This window comes from Sphingobium sp. C100, from assembly GCF_000508185.1.
In the GTDB taxonomy this organism is placed as follows: Bacteria; Pseudomonadota; Alphaproteobacteria; order Sphingomonadales; family Sphingomonadaceae; genus Sphingobium.
This window is the reverse complement of the sequence record NZ_AYOY01000154.1, coordinates 53,024-78,074: the sequence shown is the minus strand read 5'-3', so window position 1 is coordinate 78,074 and position 25,051 is coordinate 53,024. Positions and strand designations below refer to the sequence as shown.

Sequence of the window (25,051 nt, the reverse complement as noted above, 5' to 3'; positions counted from 1 at the left end):
CAGGTCGAAACGCCGCATGAGCAGAATTGCGCACAAGCCCCCCGCCAGGGGGACGCCGATGCCAAGGCTCAACATGCCGACCTGGACCGCGACCGCCTGCGCCTTGCCTGGAACATAGCCCAGCCAGCCGAGCGTCCAGCCGATCAAAGCGGTCGAAGCAGCGCCGCTCGCCTTCACCACGACCAGGTAGAAAGCGAACAGCCCCGTCTCGAAACGCCGGCCATGCCGCCATTCGACGACATCGACCGCGTCGGCGAGCAGTCCCCAGGGCAGCATGAACACGCTGGCAAGGCCAAAGCCGATCAGCGCGGCGCAGCCCGCCAGCGCCCATGGCCAGGACAGGCAGCAGGCGAAGAGGGCGAAGCCAACCACGCTCACGCCATGACCCATGGCGAGCAGGGCGCTTTTGCTGAAACGTGCCGTCATCACCGTCCAGACGATGACACCGGCAAATTGCCCCGCCGTCAGCGCCAACAGCAATGTGCGGACGAGGTCCGGCCGATGCACGACATAGCTGCCCACATAGAGCAGCATCCGGCCAAAGGCAGGCGCCGCAAAACCCGTCAGCAGGGCGAGCAAGCCCATGGCCACCACCATGGGATCGCGCAGTGGCACGGAAATCCCGTCCCGCCCAAGCGCACCTGTTTGCCGCCCTCGCCCGCCATCGCTGGACGCCCAGGCGCACAGGACCATGGTCAGAGTGAACAGAGCGGCGGCGATAATCCCGGTAAGCGCCAACTCGCCAAAGGCCTCGGCTTGCCCTGCCCGCTGCACCAAAGGGGTTAGAATGACGGCGAGCGCGAGCGCGGCGGCCGTGCTGAAAAGCAACCTGTAACCAGACACCCGCCCCCGCGCCCGACTATCGCTCGTCACCTGCGCCATCAATGCGTTGTGAGGCACATCGACGACCGCATAGGCGCCCCGGAATACCAGCAGGGCGGCAGCCAGCATCCATAGTTGATGCGCGCGCAAGGCCGGCATCGCGTAGAGCAAGGCAAAGGCAATGGCGCAGGGCGTCGCCGCAGCCGCCACCAGCCATCGATAGCCCTTGCCGCCCCGGCGCAGGCGGATGACCAGCCGCGCCGCGGCCAGATCGAAGACCAGGTCGCCGCACAGCGCAACCAGCATCAGCAGACCCGCAGTTGTGGCCGACAAACTCATGACATCGGTCAGGAGAAACAGGATGGTCAGGTCGGCGCCCGCAAAGACCAGCGCCTTGCCGAAATTGCCGGAGGAATAAGCCAGCATCCGACTTTCGGCTGATATGTCGACCAAGCGGGTATCTCGTATATGCTGGAGTCAATCGGAGAGCAGGAGGCGGCCCTGAAGCCCGGCTACGCACGGTCTCGGCACAATATGTGGCTGACGCTTAGAAGCGCAATCTTTCAATTTTGCGACATGGGCGCGTCCCATCCGTGGCAGCTGAATGTCCCGGTCGTCATCTCCCAACGGACGTTACCTGGACATACCGGCCGATCTCGAACAGATGCGACTCATGCCGATGGGCTTGCAACGCCGTTGCGTCGCTACTTTCCTTTCTCCGAGGGCTCGGCGCTCTTGCTCCGCAAGCCAGCCGCGCTTTGCGGCCCGCCATTGGTCACAAGGGTTGCCAACGCGTTGATGCGGGCAGCAGGTATGCGACGTGCGATCATGGCCATGGTCGCGGGCGATTGGCGGGCATCTACGATTTCGGGGCTATGCTGCCAACCGCGCAAGCGCGCCGCGACATAGCTTGCCTTCTGCCCCGTCAGGATCGGCCCTGCCTTGCCAGGGGCGTGGCAGGCTGCGCAGGCTGGCAAGGGTTGGCCATTCTTGTCCCGCTCGCTTGGCAGGGACGCCAACGCACCATCGCCCTGCAACCCTGGCATGGCGGCAAAATGCCGCGCCAGCTTTTCCATCTCTGCCGCGTCGAGCGATGCGACGGCGGTCTGCATCACGGCGCTCGACCGTTCACCCGAAGCATAGCGACGCAGACTTGCCAGCAGATAGGCAGGCTTCTGACCAGCCAGTACCGGAATATCGGACTGGCCGCGGCCCCGCCCGTCACGGCCATGGCATCCCGTGCAGGCGGCCAGTGTCGCTGGCGCGATGCCAGGCACGGACCTGCTGTCAGCCACCTCGGTCAGTGCCCGATATTCCTCCGGCGACATAGCGGGCAGACGACGGACAAAGGCGGTCATCCGCCGCACTTCGTCCGGCCGGTCGGACGCGGCCCAGGCCGGCATACCGGTAAACTTCACGCCATGCCGGATGATCCAGTATAATTCGCGGTCGCGCCATTCGCCGAAGGTACGGGCAAGGTCGGGCGCCGGCGGGGTGGCGTGCTGCATGACCGGCGACGGGCGGACGCCAGGCGCACCGTGGCAGACCTGGCAGGCCTGACGGAAATGGCCGGCCGCACTCACCAAGCCTGAGTCGTCGCGCGGATCATCCGGTGCCTGGAACAGAGAGTAGGTTCCTACGGAATTGCGCATGACCCAATGGAGAAGCCAGTCCGTGATACGCCAATGACCCGACGATGCCGAAATCTGCATGGCCCCCGACCAGGCGAAAAGCACGCCGGCAACGCCGATCCCGACCAGCGCGACCAGCGCGCGCATCCAGGTGATGCGGATGGTCATGATATATGCCGCTGGCGAAGGAGACTGCCCAGCAAAGCGAGGCCGCCGATAAAATAGCTTGCCGCGCCCACGAGCAACATGATGACGCCCCCCAATTGCTGGTCGATCAAAGGATCCATGCCCGCTGGCGCATGATGCGCGCCGGGATAGAGCGGCCGCGGCGCCAGACCGATGAGGACACCGAGCAGGGTCATGTGCATCGAGGTGAGGAGCAGCGCACCGATCCCCGCCGCACGCTGCGGCGCATGGAACACCGCCGACCAGAGCAGCAGGCCGGCGATCAGGAAACAGGCCTGCTCGACCATGAGAAGCGGGAAAGACGATTGTGCTGCTGCGCGCAACACCGGCAGATGCCACAGCCATATGACTGCCAGCTCGACCAGCATCATCGCCATTGGCGTCACGATTCGGGGCCAGTTTCGCGCTGGGTCCGCATGACTTTCCGACAAAGCATAGGCAAATATCGGCGCGACGATCGCCACCGCCATCATATGCCCCGCCATATGGCCGATCATGCCCAGCGGTGCGGCCGCCAGTGCCCATCCGACGGGCAGCAATGCCGTCCCGGCTGCAAGGGCGGCCCGCTTCACAGGCAATCCCGCAGGAAGACGACTGGTAGCGCGGTGAAGAGCACGCCAACGAAGCTCAACCCGGCAAGCAACAGCGTCGACTTGGCAAGGAAACGCAGGCGGTCAATCTCGTTGGATTCCTCGTGCGGCGGCGGATCGCCGGGCATCCGCGCCTTCACCCAGGCGACCCAGCCCGACAGGGCGATCAGCGTCAGCGCCAGCGCCGTGCCGATCACGAACAGCGTCGGAAAGGTCGCGAACCGGCCCGCCTTCGCACAGGAGATCGCAGCCCAGAGATAGGACAGGAGGAAATGCCCGGCCCAGATGGCGGGCGGAACGATTAACGTCCAGAGCGTGACCCTGAGCCCTTCATGCCATTTACGCCGCTCGCTCATGCCACCTCCGGGAAAAGGCCGATGGTGGCATAGGTGACGATGGCGGTCAGGGCATGGAAATGCATGTAGAGCGTGACATTGCGCAGGTCCGCGTCATGGGTCGGGTCCATCCGGCCTGCGAAGCTGCGCGCCAGCGCATAGCCCTGCATGATCGCGCCCACGCCGGCATGGGCGCTGGCCCAGATTGCAAGCGTCCAGACGATCGCGGGATAGCTGTGCGCCTGCGGGTCCATGTCGCTGGTCCAGGGACCGGCCAGTCCCGCCCCGATCCCGGCGAGACTGAGCAGAATAGCAAGGCATAGCAGCGAGCGCGCCATCATCACGCGCCCACGGGCATGGACCTCCCGCGCGCCAAGCGTCAGCAGCCAGCCCGACACGCCCACGGCCAGCGCCACCATCGGCCAGGCCACGCCCGGACCGTCCGCCATAGCCTGTGGCGGGAAGTCGGCATGGCGCGTCCAGAAGAAGAAATAGCCAAAGACCAGGCCGGAAAAGGCGGTGGCATCGGCCATCATGGTGATGAACATCGCCCACCAACCCGGCGCGGCCGGCCCTGACAGATAAAGCGGCAGTTCCAAACCGTGGCCGATCGGTTTGCAGGGCTTTTCCGGGATTTCCGCCGTTCCGGTCCAGAGCCACCACAGGGCGCAGACGAGCGTTGCGACGCCGCAGACAAGCGCGGCCCAGAAAAGATGATAGGTGGTGAGGATGAACACGCCGCCGAGCGCGATCGCGGTCAGCATGGGTTTGACGCTGGGTGTGGCGAGCCGGATCACCGCCAGCGGCCGGGCATCGAGCACCGTGGTGACGATCGTCTCGCGCCGCCCTTCTTCCGCATCGGGCAGGAAGAACCGGCCTTCATCGACCTTCTTCATGAAATCGGGCTGGTCCCATATGGGATAGCGGCTCTCGATCAGCGGCACCGACCTGATCCCCCAATCCTCATCATCGGGATGGGCGAGCCATTCCAGCGTTCCGGCATTCCAGGGGTTGCGCGGCGCCTTCGCACGGCGGGGCGAAAGGCAAATGTCCATACAGATGACCGCAACGCCCGCTGCGAACAGCCAAGCGCCAAGGGTGGAAGCCAGGTTGAGGCCGCCAAGGCCGAGTTCGGCGGGATAGGTGAAGACGCGCCGCGGCATCCCCATCAGGCCGGAGAGATGCATCGGAAAGAAGGTGAGGTTCGCGCCGACGAACAGCATCCAGAAGGCCGTGCGGCCGAACCGGTCGGACAATTTCTTGCCCGTCACCAGCGGCCAGTAATAATAAAGGCCCGCAAAGAGCGGCATCAGCGTCCCGCCAATCAGGACGTAGTGGAGATGAGCGACGATGAAATAGCTGTCATGCGCCTGCCAGTCGAACGGCGCCACGGCGACCATCACACCGGTAAGACCGCCAATCACGAAAATCGCCAGGCTGCCGGTCGCAAAGAGCAATGGCGTCGACCAGGTGACGCGCCCTGCCCACAGGGTGGCGAGAAAGACGAAAATCTGGACCCCGGTCGGGATCACCACCGCCTCGGACGCTGCCGAGAAGAACGCCAGGCTGATCTTCGGCAGCCCGGTGGTGAACATGTGGTGGACCCACAGGCCAAAGGACAGGAATGCGGTGCCCACGGCCGCCAGCACGATCCAGGGATAGCCCAGCAGATGACGCTGCGCGAAAGTGGGCACCAGCATCGCGAAGAGCGCGATCGAGGGCAGGAAGATGATGTAGACTTCCGGATGGCCGAAGATCCAGAAGAGATGCTGCCACAATAGCGGGTCGCCGCCCCGGTTCGCGTCAAAGAAGGGCCAGCCGAGCAGCCTTTCCATCTCGAACAGGATGTCGCCCGCGATCAGTGGCGGGAAGGCGAAGAGGATCATCACCGCGACGACCAGGATATACCAGGCGTAGAGCGGCATGAGGTTGAGCCGCATCCCCGGCGGCCGGCATTTGAGCACGCCAACGATCAGTTCGACCGCGGCGGCGACCGACGACACCTCGATGAAGGACAGGCCCAGCATCCATATGTCGGCGCCCAGGCCAGACAGGTCGGTGCGGGTGGTGAGCGGTGGATACATGAACCAGCCGCCGTCCGGCGCCGCGTTGAAGAAGATCGAACCGCTGACGAACAGGCCGCCGATCAGGAAAGACCAGTAGCCAAAGGCCGACAGACGCGGGAAAGGCAGGTCGCGCGCGCCCAGCAACTGGGGCAGCAGGATGATCGATACCGCTTCGAACATCGGCACGGCGAAGAGGAACATCATCATCGACCCGTGCAGCGTGAAAAGCTGGTTGAAAGTCCCGGCACCGACCAGGTCATTGTCGGGGACCGCCAGCTGGGTGCGCATGATGAGGGCCAGCACGCCGGCAAACAGCATGAAGCCGAACGCCGTCAGCACATACCACACGCCGACACGGTTATTGTTCGTGTCGGTCCAGCGCAGGAACAACCCCTTGGGCGGCGCCCAGACGGCGCGCAACCTCTCCTCCTGCGCGGCGCGCAGCGCGGGGTCGTCCTGATCGTGCAGGCTCATTGCAGCCCCTTGAGATAGAGCGCGATGGCCCGAGCCTGACCGACGCTCAATTGCGGATAAGCGGGCATCCGGGCGCCCGGCTTGGCAGCCTGTGGCGCGCGGATGAAGGCAGCGATGTTATCCAGCGTGGGGGGGAGGATGCCGGCACCCAGCGTTCGCCGTTCGCCAAACCGGCTGAGGTCGGGGCCGATCGTCGCATCATATGGCGTGCCGCGAACGGCATGACAGCCGCCACAACCCTGGGCGTCGAACAGAGCAGCCCCCATAGACGCCCTTGCGCCCTTGCTGCCGCCTCTGCTCCTGTCCAGCCAGGCGTCGAAAGCGGGGCCTTCCATCACGATCACGTCAAACGCCATCAGCGCATGGGACAGGCCGCAAAATTCGGCGCAGACGCCACGGAAACGGCCGGGTTTCTCGGCACGCACCACCAGGCGATTGATACGGCCCGGTATCATGTCCATCTTGCCGGCGAGGCCGGGAATCCAGAAACTGTGGATAACGTCCTGGGCGGTCAGCTCGAACACCACTGGACGACCCACCGGAATGCGGACTTCATTGGCCGAGCGTAATTCGCCGCCCGCGCCAGCAGGGCGATAGGCGATCCGCCACCAGAATTGCTCGCCATCCACCCGCACGACCAGATCGTCCGGCCCGGCCGTGCGGGGCCGCATTGCGGGCAATGCATAGAGAAGCAGCGCAGTCAGGATCAGCGCCGGGCCGATCGCGCCCAGCCACAGGACAAGCCGCATACCGCCTTGATGGCTGAGCGCCCCTTCCGGCGCGCGCACGGCGCGCACATAGAGTGCCGCCATGATCGCAACGATGAGGATGGCGCCGGTGGCCAAAATGCCCGCCATCCGCCGCACCTCGCGCGCTTCCGCGCCAAAGACGTGCAATGTCGATTGTTCCGCATTGCAGGCGCCCAGGCCAAGCAGAATAGTCATCCAGAGCCATGGATTGCGCATCGCGCCCGCGTCACCCCTTTCGCGCCGCATCCGCCGTGCAGCGTCCGAAAGTCCCAACACGTCAAGCGCGTTCAGGTTCAATGTTTGCTAGTTCGTAACAATCATGGCGCCTGATGTTGCTGGAACGCAAAGGCGCGATGAACATGGTTGCCTTGCGAAACCCGATCACATGTTCAACCTGGCTGCTCCTGACTGCAACCGCAGCCTCAACCTCAGCACACAGCTCTTCGATACTGAGCCAGTCTAATGTCGCGACATCCAGCTTGAATCGTTATAATGTCAGGCCTGATCGGGATAATCCTCCGGTTTGACTTGACCCACATTGGGGCGATCTTCGACAGGCTCAGGCGGTTGACCGCCGGATGTGCGCGGATCCGCCTCTTCCCGGTCGGGAAGCGCATCGCCCAAGGGACCGGTCGGTGTTTCTGCTTTGTCGGCAAGCGTGATGTTTTTTTGAGGCATGGCTCATTTCTCCTGCGGTGGATCGGCCGAACCGGGTTCGGCCATGTCACGATGTTGTGCCGCCAATATGGCGGCAGGCACCACATGGGCTGCGGCAGCCTGAAGCCTGTTCTTCCAACCGGACACAATATGCGCATGGCCCGCCATCAGGGCTTCCCAGCCGTCCTGCGCAACTTTTGCCGGATCGGCCTTTTCCCGAGTGCCGACATCGGTGTCGAGCATGTCGGCGCGTGCAAAGAATTCGGTATCGGTGGCGCCAGGCATCAAGGTGGTGATCGTGACGCCCTTTGCGTCCTTGATTTCGTCCCGGATGGCATCGGCGAAATTGTTGATGAAGGATTTGGTGCTGTTGTAAACGGCGTTGAAGCTACCGGGAATGAAACCAGCGATGGAGCCGGTGATCAGCACCCTGCCGGCATCTCGCGCAACCATCGACCGCAGCACCTGCTGAAGAAGATAGACTGTGCCGGTAATATTGGTGTCGATCGACCGCCTCCAGAGGGCGATATCCTGCTCCAGAAAGGCGTGGCCCGTGCCAGTGCCGGCATTTGCGCAAAGCAGGTCGATAGGTCGCCCTTCCGCTGCGGCCAGCAGCTGATCCACACCGTCCAATGTCGAAAGATCCACCTCCATGGAACGAACAGTGACGCCGTGGCGCCGCAGATCGGCCGCCGATGCTTCAATCAGCGGTTCGTCAGCTGCCACGAGCAGATCATAGCCTTCCTTCGCGGCAATATGAGCGAGTTCGAAACCGATGCCGGTCGATGCCCCGGTAATGATGGCCAATTGGTTCATACTGGGTCTCAAGACGCCGGCATGTCGGCGAGATGGGCGATATGTTGCCGCACGACCTGAGCAATTTCAGCGGCTGCCTGCCTGAGAGCAGGCGTGTCCCCGGACTCGGCATAACCTTCGTGAAGAGCCAACGCCGCGTCATGCGCAGTTTTCTGGTGCTTCAGATAGATATCGTCGAACGCATCAGCATCCGCGGCTTTGATCTCCTCGAGCATCATCTTCTGATCCGGCATCAATTGCGGCGGCGGTACGGCCAGACCTGCCTCGCCAGCTGCTGCTTTGACCCGCGCAGTGGATTTACGATGCTGATCAATCATCATTCGTGCAAATTCGCGAACTTTTTGGTTTTTGCTCTTGTCGAGCGCAACCTGAGACGATTCGATCTCGAACAAATCACCCGCCCCGGCCTTGGCAATATAGCCGGCAGCATCCGTGGCCGCGCCGGGGTCCACCGGCCCCGTCATACTGTTGCTGCCGGTCATCGTGCCCATTTCGTTGGAGGCGACGGGTTCGGCTGGTTGTTGCTGACATGCCGTCAACGCCAAGGCCGGTGCGATCAAAGTCAGGGACATCCTCTTCATCCTGCTTCTCCTCTATTTGTTCAGGCTGCCTCAGTCAGATCCCAGCCGGGCTTCAGCACGATCTTGGTCACTTCATCCTGTTTGTCGTGGAACAGCTTATAGCCCTCGGCCGCCTTCTCGAGCGGCATATGGTGCGAAATCAGGAAGGTCGTATCGATCTTTCCTTCCATGATCGCGTTGAGCAACGCAGGCATATAATGCTGGACATGCGTCTGGCCGGTCTTGAGCGTCAACCCCTTCTCCATGAACGCGCCCAAGGGGAATTTGTCCACGAACCCGCCATAAACTGCCGGCATCGACACACGCCCGCCCTTGCGACAGGCCAGAATAGCCTGGCGGATGGAGTGCGTCCGGTCCGTGCCGGTGAATGTCGATACCTTGATCTGGTCCCAGATATTGTCGGCAAAAAAGCCATGCGCCTCCAGACCGACGGCATCAATGCAAGCGTCAGGACCAATGCCACCAGTCATCTCCAGCAGCGCGTCATAGGTCTTTGTTTCCTCAAAGTTGATGGTTTCAGCGCCAAACCGCCTGGCCAGCTCGAGACGGTGCGGGAAATGGTCGATCGCGATCACCCGCTCCGCCCCCATTAAGAACGCGGACTGCACCGCGAAAAGTCCGACGGGGCCGCATCCCCACACCGCGACCGTATCGCCGGGCTCGATCTGCGCATATTCGGCGGCCTGCCAGCCGGTCGGAAGAATGTCGGACAAGAACAACACCTTGTCGTCCTCCACCCCTTCGGGAACGACAATCGGCCCGACATCGGAGAAGGGAATACGGACATATTCCGCCTGACCACCCGCGTAGCCGCCAGTCATGTGGCTGTAACCGAATAGGCCCGCCATAGGATGGCCGTAGGCCGCCTGGGCAATATCCTGGTTATCGGCGGGCAGTCCATTGTCGCAGGCGGAATATTGATGCTTCGAGCAATGGAAGCAGGCGCCACAGGCGATGGTGAAGGGAACGACAACCCGCTGTCCCTTTTCCAATGTGGATTTTGAGCCTGTCTCCACAACCTCGCCCATGAATTCGTGGCCCAATATGTCACCCGCCTTCATGGTGGGGATATACCCGTCGTAAAGATGCAGGTCTGATCCGCAGATGGCGGTGGAGGTTACGCGGATGATCGCGTCACGAGGATTGATGATTTCCGGGTCGGCCACGCTATCGACCCGGACGTCATGTTTGCCATGCCATGTCAGCGCGCGCATCAATCATTCTCCTCGGCCAGTTGCGCCTTCGTCCACGCTGCGGTGGCCACCTCTCCCGTTTCCATCAGTTGTTTGAACCGGCGCAGGTCACGACGGACCTGAATCGCGGGTTCGCGCTGGAACAGCTTGGCGACCGCCTTGCCGATAATGCCGGCAGGCGGATCGTAAAGAATAGTCGCGGTCACCCATGTGCCACGCCCGCCTGGCGCATCGCGGAAATCGACACGGCCGCTATTGGCTATCTCTGCACCCTCATCGGCAGTCCAGGCGATATATTCGCCGGCTTTTTCCTCTGTGACCAACGCTACCCATTCGACCATATGGCCCGCCGGTGCCTTCACGACCCAGCGATACCGCTTCTCACCGAGCGCCTCGACACGCTCTATATTTTCCATGAATGAGGGCAGCCTCTCCAGGTTTCGCCAATAGTCGTAAAGTTCTTCGCGCGGACGGTTGATCGTGACCGTCTTCGCAACCAGCGTGTCACCTTTAGGTTCAACAAGCGACAAGCTGGCTTCCCGCGCTACGTCGCCATGCTTGGAAGCCGTGATTGGCGTATCCGTTTTCTGTGTTTCCGTCAGGCCGGTGCCCATCGCATTGGCTCCTTGCTACAACTCGCCTTTGCCAACCGGTTGGATCGCAGGCTGTTCCCCCGGCGGAGGCCATGTCGCGAAAATGCGTCCGGCCGCTAACTTGGGTCAGTCAAATTTGATGGCTGCGTGACAGACATTGACGGCCATAAAGCGGTTACTTGCCAGCAAGCATGAGCAGAATTGGCACGGCCCTTTCCCTATTTTTGCTATGGTCGGGTGAATTTTGCGGCCTGATGACAGATGAAAGGAGGCAGTCATGATTCATTTCCGAGAAGCGCCAGCCGGTGCAGTCAGCAGCGTCGCCGCCGGAGAAGGCAATCCCGACGTTCATGTCAGTACCCCTGCTGCTCGCGGCGCGATGGAGCCTGTCAAGAATGCGTGACGATCCAATGCTTCATGACGATGGTGATGCGGAAACCCTCTCTCCAGTTTTGCCAAGCGACGTGGAAAAAGCAGCAGCTTCGCTGCTGGAGGCCTGTTGTGCCTCCGGTCTGAAAATCGCAACGGCGGAAAGCTGCACCGGGGGATTGATAGCGTCCCTGCTTACCGATGTGGAGGGCGCAAGCCACGCCTTCGATCGCGGCTTCATTGCCTATAGCGAGGATGCAAAATGCGCGATGCTGGGCTTACGCCGCGACCAGATCGACCAATGCGGAGCGGTCAGCGAGGAGGTCGCGAAAGCTATGGCACGGGGAGCGTTGGAATATTCGGGCGCCGATATCGCTCTTGCCATTACCGGCTATGCGGGCGCCGCACCTGACGGAGAAGAGGACGGTCTGGTGCATTTCGCCTGCATGCAGCGTGGAGAAACCCCAGTCCATCGCGAGATGCATTTCGGCAGCGTAGGCCGGGGACCGGTACGGATAAAGTCCTTGCGAGTTGCGCTGGAGATGATGAGGAACGCCATTGACCGCGAAGGCTGACAGATTCTGGTCATTTCATACGCATGGCCTGGTGCGGATCGCAGCGGCAACGCCAAAGGGCAGCGTCGGTGACGTCGCCGCCAATGCAGGCACGATCCTCAGCCTGGCAAAAGCCGCGAGCGACCAGGGCGCAGACCTTGTGCTGTTCCCGGAACTCAGCCTGTCTTCTTATGCTATAGATGATCTGCACCTCCAGGAGGCGCTGCTTGATCGGGTGGAACAGGAGCTTGCGGGGATCGTGAAGGCCAGCAAGGATCTTCCGCCGATCCTGATTGGCGCGCCCATAAGGCGTGGCGGCCGGGTTTATAATTGTGCGCTTGCTATCGCCAGAGGTCGCCTGCTGGGCGTCGTCCCCAAGAGTTTTCTCCCCAATTACCGGGAATATTACGAAAAGCGCTGGTTCGCACCAGGCGTGGGCATGACCGGGCTGGAGATTGAGGTTGCCGGCTGGACCGTGCCCTTTGGCGTTGATCTGTTGTTCGCGGCAGATGGACATCGCGACTTCATTTTTCATGTGGAGATCTGCGAGGACTATTGGGCGCCGCTGCCGCCGTCCACCACTGGCGCCTTGGCCGGGGCTTTGATCCTGTGCAACTTGTCCGCGTCCAACATCACGATCGGGAAGGCGCGGGACAGGCATCTCCTTTCGGCGTCGCAATCAGCGCGGTGCCTGGCGGCCTATGCCTATTCCGCGGCCGGGCCGGGCGAAAGCACGACCGATCTGGCCTGGGACGGCCAGGCGATGGTGCATGAACTGGGTGACCTGATCGCGGAGTCACCGCGCTTCGACGATACATCGGAATTGCTATATGCCGATGTCGATCTCCAGCGAATACGGCTGGAGCGAATGCGCAACGGCACATTCAACGATGCCGCCGTGGCTGCCGACCATCCGGAGCGATCGTTCCGGCGTGTTCCCTTCCCATTCAAACCGCATCAGGAAGACTACGGCTTACGCCGCATGGTAAGGCGCTTCCCCTTCGTGCCGGCTGATCCGTCGCAGCTAAACGCCGATTGTTATGAAGCGTTCAACATCCAGGTGGAGGGGCTGGTCACGCGGTTTCGCGCGACCGCAGGTCGTCATATGGTGATCGGGGTGTCGGGCGGCCTGGATTCAACCCATGCGCTGATCGTCGCTGCAAAGGCGTGCGACCGGCTTGGCCTGCCGCGCTCGGCGATCCTGGGATATACGATGCCCGGCTTTGCAACTGGGGCGCGTACGAAGGGCAATGCATGGGCGCTGATGCGGGCGCTGAATGTAACAGCCGAGGAAATCGACATCCGCCCTGCCGCACGACAAATGCTGGACGATATGCAGCACCCCTTTGCGCAGGGCGAGCCAGTCTATGATATCACCTTTGAAAATGTGCAGGCTGGAATGCGGACCGATTATCTGTTTCGCCTCGCGAACAGGCACGGCGGCTTTGTCGTCGGGACGGGAGACCTCAGCGAACTCGCCTTGGGTTGGTGCACCTACGGCGTAGGCGACCAGATGAGCCACTATGCCGTCAACAGCGGCGTGCCCAAGACACTGATCCAGTTTCTGATCCGGTGGTGCATCGCTACCGACCAATTCGATGATACCACCAAGCAGGTGCTGCATTCCATCCTTGGCACGGAAATTTCCCCCGAACTTGTGCCGGCCGATGCCGAGGGCGCGCTGCAAAGCACAGAGGACCGGATCGGTCCTTATGCGCTCAATGATTTCTTCCTGCACCATATCGTGCGTCAGGGGCTGCCACCTTCCAAAGTGGCTTTTCTGGCCTGGCACGCCTGGCGAGACGCGAAGAATGGGACGTGGCCACCCGCCTATCCCGAACCTGCCAGGCTGAGCTATGAATTGCCGACAATCCGCCGATGGCTGGACAATTTTCTCCATCGCTTCTTTGCAATGAGCCAGTTTAAACGCTCTGCTCTGCCGAATGGACCTAAAATTTCCGCAGCTGGCGCCTTGTCTCCGCGGGGCGACTGGCGCGCCCCTTCCGATGGATCCGCACAGCTATGGCTGGAAGAACTTGCAGCGGCCCTCGGCTCTGCGCCGGAGCGAGGTAGCTAGCTATCTTTCGGGCGATCGTTGGCCAGTCGTCTGGCCCAGGGAGCCGACCGGAACTCGGCGATCTGCGTCAAGACTCGCCAGTCAGGCACGATTATCTCCCGGCGCTGACGGCGAATAATGTCTTGCTCTTCCATCGCCCGCAGGGTCCGGTTGACGTGAACGGTGGTGATGCCGGTAGCATCTGCCATTTCCACTTGCGACATCGGTAATGTGATGCTGCACCCGTCAACGCCACCGCCGGGTTTGCTGCGCGTCACCAGCTCACACAGGAGATAGGCGATGCGGGCGCGCGCATCGCGACGCCCGACATTGGAAATCCAGGCGCGATTGATCGACATGTCGGCGGCGATCTCACCACAAATCGCTTTGAATATGGTCATTCTCGTGTGGCTGAGTGCCATAATGCTGTCCATCGGCACGGCCGCGACCCGAACAGGTGTAAGCGCCTGAATGAAATCTTCCGATATGGTGGGGGGAGGCATCGGCAGATTGAGAAAATCTCCATGGCCGTGAATTCCCACGATATGTCGCATCCCATCGGCAGAGATGCGATGACGATGCGCCACACCCGCGAGCTGGACATGCCAACCCGGCGCCATATCGCCTTCTTTCAAAATATAATGCCCTGGCTCGATCAGGCGCTCCTGATGCGGCAATTCCAATATCGCCTTCCGGTCTTCTGCCGACAATTGCACACATCTACCCAGCCGCGCGGCCAGCGGCGCCAGCGCTTGATCCGGCGATGTCATGCGCGCGCGAACGCGTGCCAGTGCAACAATTTCGATGCGGCGGGATCATCCTTCCTCGTCCTGGCGGATGAACTTGAAGAAGCGGCTAAGTGCACCGTTGTCGGTTTCCTCCTGATGGAGAAAAGCAATATCGGCCTCGTCGAATATCGAGAAAAACTCCTCCCAGCCGATCTCCTCCAGCGCGTCTTCTTTTTCTCCGAAATCCAGGCGCAGCACGCCGCCGCTCCCGTCTCCCGTCCGAATGACCGCTGGTCTTCCGCCCCGTTGTTCCGCCCATTCCCTGATGATGTCATGATCTGTCGTCTTGGTCGCGCTGCTCATCTGATGCTCCTGTTTTGGGGATGTTCATCCCTCACAACAGGAAGCGGTGCACCTTGCTCCAAGCCGCAGCGTCCCGACGCTAACATAAGCTAACTCACTGGTAATATTTACATCCAGGCTCAGACGGCATCATTCGGCCCCAGCGCGGCGAGATCACGCAGCGCGCCAAGATCCGGGATGCGAAGCCATTTGGAATGCAATTCCAGCACGCCTTTGGACCGCATGGACTGGAGGGTCCGGTTCACATGGACTGCCGTCAGCCCGGTCGCGTCCGCAATATCCATCTGCGTCAAGGGAAGCGCACATTGTTGGCCATAGGCCAGGCCCGCCCGCCGCATCCGCTCAAACAGTTCCAGCAATAGGTGGGCCAACCGTTCGACCGCCGTCTTGCGCCCCAGGCTTACCAGCCAATTGGACTGCCGCTCGACACTTTCCGCCAGACGCGTCGAGAAGCCCTTCTGCCGGTCCAGGATATATCCATCAGCCACATTCAACGTCCTTCGGGTCGCCCGAATATTGGTGAGAGCGACGACAGGCTCGTTGCAAGTCGATGTCAGCGACCAAAGCGGGTCGCACAGATCGCCGGGCAGATAAAGGGCTGTGATCTGTCGGCGCCCGTCCGACAGAAGCCGATGGCGACACGCCCATCCTTCTACGATATCGAACAAGGCGTCCGGGCGCTCGTTCTCCCGCGTCAGAAACTGATGCGGTCGAAAGAAGACGAGATCTTCACTCGCTGCTATCTGGTTCAACATGGGCATCCCCTGGGAAGCCCCCCGACATCAAAATAGCCAAAATGCATCAGAGCGGATTCACATATGTTCTAAATGAGGAATTTTCCGGATGTCCGACGCATCTTTTGTGGCAAAACAATGCCAGACGAGAAGTTCCATCCTTTGAGCAAGGCACCGCCGCCCGAAAACGCATATTTGGCTTACGCAGGTTATGTCGCCCCGGAACTTCCCAGGCGCCAACACGCTGATCTTTCATAGGAGAACCCGCATGAAAGACGCTGACGAAAAGCAGGGGGCGGACCAGCACGAGCCGGCATCGAAGAACCAGGATAAGCGCGACACCTCTGGAGAGGACACCAACCCTCTGGCCCCTCCGGTGAACGTTGAACCGGGGAGTTGATACCATGCAAGAAGTCACCCCTCGGCCGCAGGAAGCAAGTCCACCGATACCGGCCGACCTGAAATATGTGCGCTGTGATCGCGCATGGGATGCGCAATATTGGACCCAGCGCCTTGGCACGTGCCGGCAGGAACTGGAGCGTGCGATCGAGCAGGTCGGACATAATATCGGCGCTGTGGCTGCCTATCTGGAACGGCACCGCGATTCAGCGCGCTGATCAGCGCTTCCACGCCTGTTCAAATCGGGATGGCGATGACCCTCTATCATCTGAACCTCTTCAACGATGCGGATGTCTGGGACGAAGAAGGACGGGATTTCGTGAACTTGGCCGCCGCAGAGAAAGAAGCGGTCCGCAACGCCCGCGATATCATCGCGGAGCATATCCGACACGGTCTGCCCGTAGATTTAAATGATCGACTGGAAATCGCCGATCGAGACGGAACCGTTCTGAAGGTCGTTCGCTTTGGAGAATGTGTATTTTTCAAACGCTGACCCAGCTATGTCAGTAAGATTGGCAGCGATGTAGCCCCGCGGTAGCGATGAGCCACCGGAGTCGCGTCTATGTCCGTCCATTCCGCACTTGATCTTTTCGTCCGCAAATTGTGCCAGCGATCGTGCCTGACGGAGGAAGAAAAGGGAGCCATATTGGCGCTCGAGGGGCGTGAAGCCGAAATTCCGCCTCATCAAGATATCGTCAGACCGGGGGAGTTGACGGATTTTTCCTGCCTGGTGGTGTCAGGCATGGCAGCCCGCTTCGGCCAGTTGCCCGACGGTCTGCGGCAGATCACCGCGGTTTATATCCCCGGCGACATGTGCGATCTCTATTCGTTAATGCTGCCCAAGGTCGAATGGGCGCTCCAGGCCTTGTCCGCCCGGCTGACCATCATCAGGGTGCCACATCAACAGTTAAAGGATCTTGTGCAGGCCTATCCCGCGGTGGCCGAAGCCTTCTGGCGAGATTGTGTTGCCGACGCATCCATCCTGTCGCAATGGGTGGTCAATGTCGGACGGCGCGACGCGCGGAAGCGCACGGCGCATCTCTTCTGTGAACTTAGCCTGCGGATCGAGCAGGCCGGTCTAGGCAGCCGTCATTCATTTCAGGTGCTGGCCATTCAGTCGCAGCTGGCCGATGCTTTGGGCATGACTCCGGTCCATATGAACCGGGTCATGCGCGCGCTTCGGCAGGACAATCTCCTCATCGTTCAGGGGCGCGATGTGCAAGTCCCGGACTGGGATGCACTTGCTGCGGTTGGCGGATTTGAAGGCGGCTATCTTGAGATGAACCAGAGTTGGCGCCAAGCTCACTGACCCGGCGGTCGCACATGGCCGACCGCCTTGCATCATACCGTATCGACAGGGTGCATTTTCACAACAGCTTCATTCCGCCGCCAGCGCCGGCGCGATGTGCGGGAATAGCGCTGATGTTCGCTTGTGGTCGGCCGAAGAACGCAGATCCTTCATCTGCTGTGCGAAATAGAGGCAGGTGTGTTTCAGTCCTTCCGCCAACGGCACGCGTGGCTCCCACCCCAGGACGGTCTGCGCCCGGCTGATGTCGGGACGCCGACGTCTGGGATCGTCTTGAGGCAGAGGCTGATGGACGAGCTGCCCACCGGCGCCGACTTCCGCGATGATCCGCTCCGCCAACTGCAATATCGTATATTCTTCCGGATTGCCCAGATTGACTGGCAATAAATCCCGCATGTCGGATTCCATCAAGCGGATCAACCCATCAACCATGTCGGACACATAACAGAAGCTGCGGGTCTGGGAGCCGTCGCCGAAGATCGTGATATCCGCTCCGGTCAGGGCCTGACAGAGGAGATTGGAAACCACTCGACCATCATCGGGATGCATATTCGGCCCATAGGTATTGAAGAGGCGAGCCACCCGCACATCGGCACGACCAAGGCGAGCAAAATCGAATGCCATTGCCTCTGCCGCACGCTTGCCTTCATCATAACAGGCGCGTGGACCGGTGCAGTTCACCCATCCGCGATATTCCTCCCGCTGCGGATGCGCTTCAGGGTCACCATAAACCTCGCTCGTGGACGTCAGGAGGAAACGCGCCCCGGTCTGCTCTGCCAACCGCAGCAGACGATCTGTCCCAACCACGTTCGTCAGCATCGTATGTTCCGGGTCGACCTGATATTGCGGTGGCGAAGCAGCGCAAGCGAGATTGTAGATACGCCCGATGTCTCTGCGACGCAGGATGGCGTCCGGCAATGGATCGACAATGTCCGCTCGCAAGAAGGTAAAGGCGCGTTCGCCTTCCAGCGTACGCAAATTGGCGTCTCGCGCCGTCTGCAAATTGTCGATGCAGATAACTTCCGCGCCGCGTTCGAGCAGCGCGCGGCAGAGATGGGAGCCGATGAACCCCGCCCCGCCGGCAACCAATACGACATCCTGTCCGCTTTTCATCGGCTTCCATCCTTTCCATTCTTGATGGTCATTCGGCTGCGATGGTCCCGCAGACCGTCGCCTTCGCAGCCGCGCCCCGCAAATATTCCTCCAGCTGCGCCGCTCGCGCCAAGGCGGTGTGATCCGCCAATATCCTGTCGCGCGCCGCCAAGCCGACAGCTGAGCGGTCTTCATGCAACCAGAGAAAAATCTGTTCGACCTTGTCGGCGAGCAGAACTTCGCGATTGGGCGCAAGCAGGTCCGGCAGGCCAGGCCAGATGTCCGATATGATCGGGGTGCCACAAGCCGCGGCCTCGAACAGGCGCACCGATGGCGACCAACCCGCCATGATCATGTCGGCGCGCGTGACATTGAGCGTATAACGGGACGCGGAATAGAAAGCCGCATGTTCGGCCGGTGGCAAATGGTCGATCCGCTCGACATTGTCGGGCCAGTCGATATCGGGAGGATATTGCGGACCCGCAACGCAGAAGCGCATTTCAGGCATTCGCCGCGCAAGCGCGATCAGCAGCCGCTCCAACGTCGGCTGGCGATCGGCACTATAAGTGCCCAGATAAGACATGTCCCACCGCTTGCGCCCCTCGACAGGATGGTAGGCGGAATGATCGACGGAACAGTAAAGCGCACGCGCCATGGGCGACCGGTAACGCTGCTCAAGCAGGTCAAGCGTAGGCCCGCCGGTGAAGGAGAGATAAATGTCGTAGCCCGAAATCAGATTTTCGGAAAGATAGTCACAGTCCCCGTTCTTCAGGCGCGCCAACGTCACCGGCGTGTCGATATCGTAAAAGGCAACAACGCCGCGAGCCTCGCTCTGGACATAGTGACCAACTGCAATCCCGTCCGGTACGTAGGACCCGACAATCACGGCATCTGCCGATGCAATTTCGTCGCGCCAGGTATCCAGCTCCGTCAGGTCGCCGTAGAATGACAGCCGGCAATAATCCGGTTGCTGAAGGTCACGCTGTCGCGCGTACCAGGGGATGTCCCGTTCGAGGAACAGAATGTCGTGTCCGCGAGCGGCGAAGGCGGACAGCAGCGCGCGATAGGTCGTTGCATGGCCGTTTCCCCAAGAAGAGGAAAGGCTAAGGCCCAGGACGACAAGCTTCATGCGCCCTCCATATGATGCTGATGTTGAACCACGCGATTCCGCTGCTCCCGCAGGATCGCATCGACCTGCGCACCTCTTAGCGCATAGCTATGCTCCATAATGACGCGCGCGCGCGCGGCTTGACCGATTGCCCGCGCGCGCTCCGGCGTCAGGGCGGCCAGATGATCCGCCACGTCCTGCCCATCGCGCGCGACCAGGACTTCCTCGCCCGGCGTGAGAAATAGCTCGATGCCTTCCCATGCGTCCGTGATGAGACATGCCGCCGCCCCGGCCGCCTCAAACACCCGCGTAGCAGGAGAAAAGCCGATATGCGCCATGCTTTCGCGCGCAACGTTCAGGACGGCGAGTGGCGTGCAATTGAAACCATTATGTTGGGTAGTGTAAACATGCCCATGGCTGCGGACATTGTCGGGTACGGGCTTGCTATCCCACCCATTTCCCCCGATCAGGAAGGACCGGTCGGGGAGCAGGACCGCTGGCTTGAGGAAGAACTCCTCCACTCTCGCCTCACGGTCGGGTAGCCGGTTGCCCAGAAATGCAAGATCACAGGTGAAACGCGGATCGGGTGCGACCGGAAAGTGGCTGTCGGGGTCCAACGCATTATAGACCGGCACACAGTCTCTCGCGCCCAGCTCTCGGTAAGCCGACACGACCGGATCGCCGCCGCCGTAGGTCAACACCAGATCCAGCTGCGGCAAGATTTTGCGCACCGCATGGCCCGAATCAGCGCGCATTTCTTCCAGGGTCGCTGCGGCATCGACATCCCAGAAGATACGCAGGGCGTCGGGCTTTGCCTGCTGCATCACGCCGACCATCAGTTCATCGTCGAAGACGCCTACCCCGCTCGCTTTCACGACAACATCCGCTTGGGCGGCGTCCTTGATGACATTGGCCAGACCTTCGGGCGTGGCGGGATAGACAATGACCCGCGCCCAGGATGGCGGGTCGATGTCGCGATGCTGTTGGCGATCAAATGCGTCAGGTTCGTAGAAGCTTATGTCATGGCCGCGGCGGGCAAGCTCACACAGGATGCCGCGATAATAGGTCGCGGCACCGTTCCAGTAGGACGAAAGCAAACTGGACCCGTAAAATGCGATTTTCATGCGGCAGGCTCCATGGAAGCTGCGCCGGCGTCCTGGCGAAGGGCGCCGACAATATCGAGTAGTTCGTGCGCCCGATGGGCGCAGCTATGGCGGCTTCGCACCGTTTCCAGTCCGCTATGCACCAATGAAGCCCGCAGCTTAGGATCGGCCGCAAGCGCCCTCAGATGTCGTGTCATCTCGGCACCGTCCCGGGCGAACAGGAAGTCCTCTCCGGGGCGAAACAGCGCCTCGCTGTCTACCCATGGCGCCGACACCAAGGGGATACCGCAGGCCAGCGCCTCGAATATGCGGATAGTCGGGATACCGGGCAGAAGCTGGGTATAATAGTGGCGGGGAACGTGAATGGTCGCCAGATGTCGCGCGAAAATATCTGGCGCGCAGGCGTTCGGCGCCCACCCATGATAGGTTACGCCATGGCGTTGCAGCATGGCGATCGCCTCCACCGGGTAGCGCACGCCATATATGTCGAGCGGAAAGCCCGCGGCCGATGCAGGCTGAAGCAGATAGTCCTGCAGTTCGGCGGTGCGCTCGCCATCACCCCAATTGCCGATCCACACCAGCCCTTGGCGCTCACCCTCCTGCTGCGGTGGATGGAAATGGCGCAGGTCTGCTGCCTCATGCCAGGTCCACACCCGCTTCCCCCATCCCCGACGGCGATAAACGTCGGACAGGGCCTCGCCAAAAGCTAGAACACCATCATAGCCCGATAAGTCAAAGGCTCGGATGGCATCGGGGTCGGACACAGCGCGATGATGGGTGTCGTGAAACAGCAGAGTGAAATGGCCGTAGCCTCGCCGCAACATACCGAGCGTGGCCACGAGCGAAGGATCGTTCCACTCATGAACGATAACGAGATCCACGCCATCGACCATTTCCAGCAGGTCATCCTTCGCCCCATAGCTGCGGGTGCGCAATTCAGGATAAGCCTGCCGGAACGCCGTGAGCCCCTCGGCGCCATGATCCGCGAGCAAATTGGTCAGGCTCCAATTTCCTTCGGGCTCGAACGCCTGCACCTCATGCCCGGCAGCCCCCAACTCCCGCAGCACGCCCCGCAGGAAATGCGCGTTGCCATGGTTCCAGCAGGACAGCAGCGAGTGAGTGAAATAGACGATGTTCATGCAGCGTCCCTTTGACGGATCTGGGCATAGAGGCCTGCCATCTGCGCGCCCATGCGCGCGCGGGTGTAGGCGCAGGCGCGGTCTGCGGCGCGCTGTCCCGCCGCGACGCGGACGGGAATATCCTCGACCATGTCTTCGATAGCGCGCGCGAAGCCGTCTGCGTCATGCGGATCGACGAACATCGCCGCCCCTTCCCACAATTCATGAAATGTCGGGATGTCGGACAGAATGAGAGCGCAACCGGCTGACGCTGCCTCCAGCACCGCCAGACCGAATGGCTCATACAAGGCGGAGGACGCAAAGACAGGTCGGGAGCCCAGATGCCGCGCCATCGCGTCCGCGTCGAGCGAGCCCAAGGCATGGAGATGATGCAGCGAAATGGCCTCCCCGTGCGGTGACTGCAGGGATCCGGCCGCCTTGAACGGCACGCCAATCCGCTTCGCCGCAGCGTCAAGTGTACGCAGATTCTTGCCCTCATCCCATAAACGGCCGGCGGTGAAGGCATAGTCCTGCATTGCGAAAGGCTGAATGGTGAAGTCGCGGCCATTGTGGACGGTGACGGGCCTCACGCCATAGATGAAGGTCACTTCCCGCCCGAAGGCAGCGCTGGGCGCCACCACCAACGCCGACCGCCGCAGGCCCTCGGTCGCCAGAGCGGCGCGCCATGAGAAATCGACTGGCAACGCGCCGCCCTTGACGGTACGCCACCAACTGGCAACGCAGCTATGCATGACCGTGACGACAGGGCAGGGATATGCTCCCCGGCTAACGAGCGCGGGGGTGTGAAGTTGGACGAGATCTGTGTTCAGATCGCCAGCCAACTCAGCCAGCCGAATTTCTGTCGAGGTGACAGATCCGGCATCCTCAGCAACCCAGTCGAGCGCCAGCCCTGCTTCAACGATCTCCAATCCCGGAACCGCCGCTGCGGCGGCACGCTGCTTTGCATCCGGCGCCGGTCCCAACACCGCCAGCGTCACACGATAGCCGAGCGGCGCCAGCGCCGTCGCCAGCTCCAACGAATATTGCCAAACGCCGCCCACGGCGTCAGCAGTCAGCAACAGATGGCGATGAACGCTCACAGCGCCGACGCCTTCATGCGCAACGGCGAGGCTGCAGCGTCCCCGTCCCGCTCCGCGATGAGCCAGTCGGCGAGATCGGCCACGCCTTGGCGCCATGGCTTGCGCGGCTTTAATGTCACCGCTTCGCTCAGGGCGCGGCTGTCAGCGACGAAATAACGCTGGTCCCCCGCCCGCCAGGCAGCTGTTTGAACATCAACTGCTCGCCCGAGATAGGCACCGATATGGTCGATAACCTGTCGCAGGCTGACAGCGTTCTCGACACCGCCGCCCAGGTTGAATGCACGGCCGCGCACCCCGTCCATGTCGCGCCAGAGCGCAATATAGGCGTCCACCGCATCGTCTACGTCGAGTATGTCCCGAACCTGACAACCGTCGCCATAGAGCGTGATCGTGCGCCCCTCGATCGCGCTGATCAGGAAATGGGCCACCCAGCCCTGATCTTCTGTTCCCATTTGCCGCCGGCCATAGATACAGCTCATCCGCAATAGCGCGGTCGGGAGATCATAGCTGCGCGCGTAATCGAGCACATATTGGTCCGCCGCACCCTTGGAACAGCCATAGGGCGTATGGAAATCGAGCGGCCGATGTTCATTGATCCCATGGGCGCGCATCATCTCATCTGCGGGCTGATAGGCGTCATTCGACAGCGCGAATTCGACGTCTTCCAGACCGCCATAGACTTTGTTGGTAGATGCGAAAATCAGCGGCGGGGGAAATGCGCAATGGCGCACGGCCTCAAGCAGGTTCAGCGTGCCCGTGGCGTTGATCGCGAAATCGGCGCGCGGATCGACAAGGCTCGTCGTCACGGCAACCTGCGCCGCCATGTGGAAGACGGCCTTGGCTTCCATCACCGCTGCTCGCAGGGCCTGCTCATCCCGGATGTCAGCCACCAGGGGTCTGATCCCGTCCCCATGGCGTTCCTTCAACCATAGGAGGTTCCGTTCCACGCCAGGCCGGGACAGTGCGTCATAGATCACGACCCGATGCCCCTCGCCTGCCAGCCGGTCCGCAATATTGCAGCCGATGAAACCAGCTCCGCCGGTGATGAGAACCGGTCTTGTGTCCGCGCCCGTCATGCCACCAGCCCCCGCGCTTCCAGTTCAGCGCGGGCATTGCCGACCCGATCGTCGGCCGTCTGCTGCCCCACCCATTCGGCCAGTTCCGCCAAGCCTTCGCTGAAATCCTGCCGGGCGTTGAAATTCAGCTTTTGCGCAGCCAATGTTGTATCGCAGAAGCAGTGGCGGATATCGCCCGTTCGTGCCTTGCCCACGACCTCGGGTTCAAGATCGTTCTTCCCCATGGCACCGGCCAGCGCTTGGGCGACTTCGGTTACCGAACGATCCTTGCCCGAACCGATGTTGAAAGTACCGCCCGCTGCCTGCGGCAGTTCGAGGGCATCGACAAAAGCTCGCGCCACATCAGTGACATGAACAAAATCGCGCCGCTGCTTACCATCCTCGAAGATCATCGGCTTTTGCCCGTTCAGCAGTCGCGAGGCGAAGATGGCGAGCACGCCCGTATAGGGATTGGAAAGGGCCTGACCTGGGCCATAGACGTTGAACAGGCGCAGGCACACGCCTTCCATTCCATAGGGAGCCGTCATAATATGCGTCGTGCGCTCCTGTACATATTTGTTGAGCGCATAGATGGAGGCAAGGCTGGGCCGCTTCCATTCGGGTGTAGCGACCGGTTCTAACGGACGTCCAGCCTCATCCGTGGGCTCCCACGACTTCTGCCCTTCGCGGATGGCGCCGCGTTCGGCATCTTGGATGAAATTGCCGTCGGCATCCCGATACAGTCCCTCGCCATAGATGCTCATGGAAGACGCCGTGACCACACGCCGTACCGGTTGCGCGATCAGACGTTCGAACAATACTGCCGTGCCTACGTCATTCACTGACGTATATCGCTCGACTTCATACATGGATTGTCCGACCCCAACTTCGGCCGCCAGATGGATGACTCCATCCATGCCTTTCAGGCCACGTTCCACGGCATGACCATTTCGAATATCGCCGCGGATCAGTTCGACATCGTCGGGAAAATCTGCCGGTCGTGCACCGTTGCCATGCACTTGCTCGATCAGATTATCCAATACGCGAACCTCATGCCCCCTGCCGAGCAATTCCCGGCAGACCTGACGGCCGATGAAGCCGGCGCCGCCGGTGACGAGTATCTTTTCCATGGCACTCCCTCATGGATGGCGCCTACAGCCGAACAGGGCGTCAACGGCGGCGAGCGGCAGCTGTGGTGTTGAGGGCAGAAACATCTTCTTCAACTCTGATGTTCCCGACATCTATTGTAAAATGATCAGGATATTTATCAATA

General features: G+C 61.2%; 26 protein-coding genes and 2 pseudogenes. 7 read left to right on the top strand and 21 right to left on the bottom strand.

Annotated elements, in window-relative coordinates:
* Positions 1-9 precede the first annotated feature (9 nt).
* The 10 genes and pseudogenes from C100_RS38435 to C100_RS38385 form a co-directional block, all read right to left on the bottom strand.
* A pseudogene (locus tag C100_RS38435) lies at positions 10-1,248 on the bottom strand (MFS transporter); the annotation flags it as partial.
* Between the two features lie 278 nt (positions 1,249-1,526).
* Positions 1,527-2,621 (bottom strand): c-type cytochrome, encoded by a 1,095-nt coding sequence (locus tag C100_RS38430; RefSeq protein WP_024020417.1) that lies wholly within the window; start codon positions 2,619-2,621, stop codon positions 1,527-1,529.
* Positions 2,618-3,211 carry a cytochrome c oxidase assembly protein gene (locus C100_RS38425; protein WP_024020416.1) on the bottom strand — a complete coding sequence of 198 codons (594 nt, stop codon included), beginning with the start codon at positions 3,209-3,211 and terminating at the stop codon, positions 2,618-2,620. The genes C100_RS38430 and C100_RS38425 overlap by 4 nt, the downstream gene beginning before the upstream one ends.
* On the bottom strand, positions 3,208-3,585 hold the full coding sequence (locus tag C100_RS38420; protein WP_024020415.1) for a hypothetical protein: 378 nt from the start codon (positions 3,583-3,585) through the stop codon (positions 3,208-3,210). Before C100_RS38420 ends, C100_RS38425 begins: the two co-directional genes overlap by 4 nt.
* On the bottom strand, positions 3,582-6,104 hold the full coding sequence (locus C100_RS38415; protein ID WP_024020414.1) for a cbb3-type cytochrome c oxidase subunit I: 2,523 nt from the start codon (positions 6,102-6,104) through the stop codon (positions 3,582-3,584). The genes C100_RS38420 and C100_RS38415 overlap by 4 nt, the downstream gene beginning before the upstream one ends.
* The gene (locus C100_RS38410) at positions 6,101-7,069 is read right to left on the bottom strand and encodes a cytochrome c oxidase subunit II (protein WP_031309683.1); all 969 of its coding nucleotides are present in this window, start codon (positions 7,067-7,069) and stop codon (positions 6,101-6,103) included. Before C100_RS38410 ends, C100_RS38415 begins: the two co-directional genes overlap by 4 nt.
* Before the next feature lie 465 nt (positions 7,070-7,534).
* The gene (locus C100_RS38400) at positions 7,535-8,326 is read right to left on the bottom strand and encodes an SDR family NAD(P)-dependent oxidoreductase (protein ID WP_024020411.1); all 792 of its coding nucleotides are present in this window, start codon (positions 8,324-8,326) and stop codon (positions 7,535-7,537) included.
* An 8-nt stretch (positions 8,327-8,334) separates the two neighbouring features.
* On the bottom strand, positions 8,335-8,907 hold the full coding sequence (locus tag C100_RS38395; RefSeq protein WP_235219095.1) for a DUF4142 domain-containing protein: 573 nt from the start codon (positions 8,905-8,907) through the stop codon (positions 8,335-8,337).
* Positions 8,908-8,927: 20 nt separating this feature from the next.
* Complete coding sequence (locus C100_RS38390; protein WP_024020409.1) at positions 8,928-10,121, bottom strand: zinc-dependent alcohol dehydrogenase; 1,194 nt, start codon at positions 10,119-10,121, stop codon at positions 8,928-8,930.
* Positions 10,121-10,714 carry an SRPBCC family protein gene (locus C100_RS38385; RefSeq protein WP_024020408.1) on the bottom strand — a complete coding sequence of 198 codons (594 nt, stop codon included), beginning with the start codon at positions 10,712-10,714 and terminating at the stop codon, positions 10,121-10,123. The genes C100_RS38390 and C100_RS38385 overlap by 1 nt, the downstream gene beginning before the upstream one ends.
* Positions 10,715-10,970: 256 nt before the next feature.
* Between C100_RS38385 and C100_RS49330 the strand changes: the two genes are divergently transcribed.
* Genes C100_RS49330 through C100_RS38375 form a run of 3 tightly spaced genes read left to right on the top strand, consistent with a single transcriptional unit; the run spans position 10,971 to position 13,693 of the window.
* Positions 10,971-11,096: a hypothetical protein gene (locus tag C100_RS49330; RefSeq protein WP_268746850.1), complete on the top strand. Its 126-nt coding sequence runs from the start codon at positions 10,971-10,973 to the stop codon at positions 11,094-11,096.
* Complete coding sequence (locus C100_RS38380) at positions 11,089-11,637, top strand: CinA family protein (protein WP_235219094.1); 549 nt, start codon at positions 11,089-11,091, stop codon at positions 11,635-11,637. The genes C100_RS49330 and C100_RS38380 overlap by 8 nt, the downstream gene beginning before the upstream one ends.
* The gene (locus C100_RS38375) at positions 11,621-13,693 is read left to right on the top strand and encodes an NAD(+) synthase (RefSeq protein WP_024020406.1); all 2,073 of its coding nucleotides are present in this window, start codon (positions 11,621-11,623) and stop codon (positions 13,691-13,693) included. Before C100_RS38380 ends, C100_RS38375 begins: the two co-directional genes overlap by 17 nt.
* Here C100_RS38375 and C100_RS38370 read toward each other — a convergent pair.
* The 4 genes and pseudogenes from C100_RS38370 to C100_RS49165 form a co-directional block, all read right to left on the bottom strand.
* Positions 13,690-14,442, bottom strand: coding sequence for a Crp/Fnr family transcriptional regulator (locus C100_RS38370; RefSeq protein WP_024020405.1), 753 nt, complete (start codon positions 14,440-14,442; stop codon positions 13,690-13,692). The genes C100_RS38375 and C100_RS38370 overlap by 4 nt on opposite strands.
* 45 nt (positions 14,443-14,487) lie before the next feature.
* On the bottom strand, positions 14,488-14,763 hold the full coding sequence (locus tag C100_RS38365) for a hypothetical protein (protein WP_024020404.1): 276 nt from the start codon (positions 14,761-14,763) through the stop codon (positions 14,488-14,490).
* 119 nt (positions 14,764-14,882) lie between these two features.
* Positions 14,883-15,251: a Crp/Fnr family transcriptional regulator gene (locus C100_RS49170; protein WP_235219098.1), complete on the bottom strand. Its 369-nt coding sequence runs from the start codon at positions 15,249-15,251 to the stop codon at positions 14,883-14,885.
* Between the two features lie 81 nt (positions 15,252-15,332).
* Positions 15,333-15,518, bottom strand: a pseudogene (locus C100_RS49165) (cyclic nucleotide-binding domain-containing protein); the annotation flags it as partial.
* A gap of 247 nt (positions 15,519-15,765) precedes the next feature.
* On the opposite strand from C100_RS49165, the gene C100_RS49325 reads away from it, so the two are divergent.
* The 4 genes from C100_RS49325 (at position 15,766) to C100_RS38345 (ending at position 17,205) form a co-directional block, all read left to right on the top strand.
* Positions 15,766-15,897 (top strand): hypothetical protein, encoded by a 132-nt coding sequence (locus tag C100_RS49325; protein ID WP_268746849.1) that lies wholly within the window; start codon positions 15,766-15,768, stop codon positions 15,895-15,897.
* A gap of 4 nt (positions 15,898-15,901) precedes the next feature.
* Entirely contained in the window at positions 15,902-16,114 is a 213-nt protein-coding gene (locus C100_RS38355; RefSeq protein ID WP_024020401.1) for a DUF3606 domain-containing protein, read from the top strand.
* Between the two features lie 35 nt (positions 16,115-16,149).
* The gene (locus C100_RS38350; protein ID WP_031309675.1) at positions 16,150-16,389 is read left to right on the top strand and encodes a DUF6894 family protein; all 240 of its coding nucleotides are present in this window, start codon (positions 16,150-16,152) and stop codon (positions 16,387-16,389) included.
* A 153-nt stretch (positions 16,390-16,542) separates the two neighbouring features.
* The gene (locus tag C100_RS38345) at positions 16,543-17,205 is read left to right on the top strand and encodes a Crp/Fnr family transcriptional regulator (RefSeq protein WP_235219093.1); all 663 of its coding nucleotides are present in this window, start codon (positions 16,543-16,545) and stop codon (positions 17,203-17,205) included.
* A gap of 69 nt (positions 17,206-17,274) precedes the next feature.
* On the opposite strand, the gene C100_RS38340 is transcribed toward C100_RS38345, so the two are convergent.
* Genes C100_RS38340 through C100_RS38310 form a run of 7 tightly spaced genes read right to left on the bottom strand, consistent with a single transcriptional unit; the run spans position 17,275 to position 24,908 of the window.
* Complete coding sequence (locus C100_RS38340) at positions 17,275-18,315, bottom strand: UDP-glucuronic acid decarboxylase family protein (RefSeq protein ID WP_024020398.1); 1,041 nt, start codon at positions 18,313-18,315, stop codon at positions 17,275-17,277.
* A 28-nt stretch (positions 18,316-18,343) separates the two neighbouring features.
* Complete coding sequence (locus tag C100_RS38335) at positions 18,344-19,423, bottom strand: CgeB family protein (RefSeq protein ID WP_024020397.1); 1,080 nt, start codon at positions 19,421-19,423, stop codon at positions 18,344-18,346.
* Positions 19,420-20,526 carry a CgeB family protein gene (locus C100_RS38330; protein WP_024020396.1) on the bottom strand — a complete coding sequence of 369 codons (1,107 nt, stop codon included), beginning with the start codon at positions 20,524-20,526 and terminating at the stop codon, positions 19,420-19,422. Before C100_RS38330 ends, C100_RS38335 begins: the two co-directional genes overlap by 4 nt.
* Positions 20,523-21,644 carry a CgeB family protein gene (locus C100_RS38325; protein WP_024020395.1) on the bottom strand — a complete coding sequence of 374 codons (1,122 nt, stop codon included), beginning with the start codon at positions 21,642-21,644 and terminating at the stop codon, positions 20,523-20,525. Before C100_RS38325 ends, C100_RS38330 begins: the two co-directional genes overlap by 4 nt.
* A complete protein-coding gene (locus C100_RS38320; RefSeq protein ID WP_024020394.1) occupies positions 21,641-22,723 on the bottom strand; it encodes a glycosyltransferase family 4 protein in 1,083 nt (360 codons plus the stop codon). Before C100_RS38320 ends, C100_RS38325 begins: the two co-directional genes overlap by 4 nt.
* Positions 22,720-23,799 (bottom strand): SDR family NAD(P)-dependent oxidoreductase, encoded by a 1,080-nt coding sequence (locus C100_RS38315; RefSeq protein ID WP_024020393.1) that lies wholly within the window; start codon positions 23,797-23,799, stop codon positions 22,720-22,722. The genes C100_RS38320 and C100_RS38315 overlap by 4 nt, the downstream gene beginning before the upstream one ends.
* On the bottom strand, positions 23,796-24,908 hold the full coding sequence (locus C100_RS38310; RefSeq protein WP_024020392.1) for an NAD-dependent epimerase/dehydratase family protein: 1,113 nt from the start codon (positions 24,906-24,908) through the stop codon (positions 23,796-23,798). The genes C100_RS38315 and C100_RS38310 overlap by 4 nt, the downstream gene beginning before the upstream one ends.
* Positions 24,909-25,051: the final 143 nt, after the last annotated feature.